Genomic DNA, 1257 nt, shown 5'->3' with positions numbered 1-1257 from the left:
GGGTCAACGTCATCGCAGATTCCGAAATACGGTCGTCCAACCACACCCAGCATATAGGCACTTTGCTCACAATACTCTTGCTTACCTTCTTGATAACCGTTTTGGTAGGCCATGATCAGTTCTGGCGTTGCATGGTTAGTGCCATCCAACTTAGCTATCCGCTCTTTTGACAACTCTCGTAATCCATCTAAGGCAGACTGTTTCCCGAACGCTTGCCAATCTGTCACACTGGTTGAAGCTGGTAAGGTGGTTTGCGCACAAGCAGACAGAAATATCATCATCGCGCCAATTATTAACACTCTCATCATCACTCCTTACTTTTCTGACTTGTCGTTTTCTAACGTGTTTAGAAACGTTTTTAATTCTCGACAACGTTCTTACGATGGTTACTTAAGTATTGTTCACACCCTTTGACACCAATCACCAGACGCTATCTCTTCCGTAAGCTGCTCCGTGTCTTGATACAAGTAAATCCACGCTTGACCAAATGGCGTTGCAATGCTCTCTCTACGATATTCGACAGGTACGTCTTCAAGCTTATCGAGCGCCACCAAAGTATCATCATCAATCAGATAAACTTCGCCTTGGATTGAGCGCTGCCCTTCTGACAGCGCTGGGTACGAACCTACATCGTAGAGCGAAAATTGAGCGTCCGTTTCATGTAAACCAAGAAATTGAGCCGAGCTCAAATAATGATGGTTGTACTCTCCCTTACGTAACGTCCCGTAGACAAAAATCAAATGCTGCATAACCACTCCTTAGCTATGAGTTCTGTGTGGTTAGGACGTGCGCCCTAATCAAATTCAAATTGATAGAGTAGGTCAACTGCGCTATCTACACCAGATACCGCCTCTAAATACAGGTCTTGCATCAATCGGTAACGCACCGTGAACTCACCCAGCGAGTTGAAGATACCGACACCATACTTAACCTGTAGACCTGGCAAAATGTAACCACTCACCGTCACTTGAGAGTCATCACCCGAGCCTGCCGTATCAAGCTGTAAATCTTGTACGCCAAAGGCTTCACCGATTTCTCCAACAACACGACCGCTTTTCGCCAAACTCAGACCAATTAATGTGGTCGTCATCGCGTTACCACCCGACTCACCATCAATATCTTGACCACGAAGCAGGTAAGACAACGCGTTGGCTTGTGGCATCGCAGGCTCCGAGAAAATTTCCACACTCGGATCGGAAGCAGGGCCAGTCACACGCACACCTGCGATCACATCGTCTTGAGTATTGTCAGGGTTAC

Annotated in this window: 3 protein-coding genes; all 3 read right to left on the bottom strand. The window is 46.8% G+C overall.

The window, feature by feature from the left end; genetic code table 11:
* Positions 1-305 (bottom strand): DUF2799 domain-containing protein (locus tag R7Q38_RS23765; protein WP_318114517.1); only part of this gene is annotated, 305 nt, incomplete at its 3' end.
* Between the two features lie 96 nt (positions 306-401).
* Positions 402-749: a gamma-glutamylcyclotransferase gene (locus R7Q38_RS23760; protein WP_005454676.1), complete on the bottom strand. Its 348-nt coding sequence runs from the start codon at positions 747-749 to the stop codon at positions 402-404.
* Positions 750-793: 44 nt separating this feature from the next.
* The coding region (locus R7Q38_RS23755) for a translocation/assembly module TamB domain-containing protein (protein ID WP_318114515.1) at positions 794-1257 on the bottom strand (464 nt) is incomplete at its 5' end.

This window comes from Vibrio sp. Vb0598 (genome assembly GCF_033338935.1).
Lineage (GTDB): Bacteria > Pseudomonadota > Gammaproteobacteria > Enterobacterales > Vibrionaceae > Vibrio > Vibrio alginolyticus.
The sequence above is the reverse complement of the archived record's forward strand: the minus strand, read 5'-3'. Positions and strand labels throughout refer to the sequence as shown.

What these genes read in the sequence shown, in the direction of transcription:
- R7Q38_RS23760 (WP_005454676.1), bottom strand. Translation starts at nt 749, where the DNA reads ATGCAGCATTTGATTTTTGTCTACGGGACGTTACGTAAGGGAGAGTAC.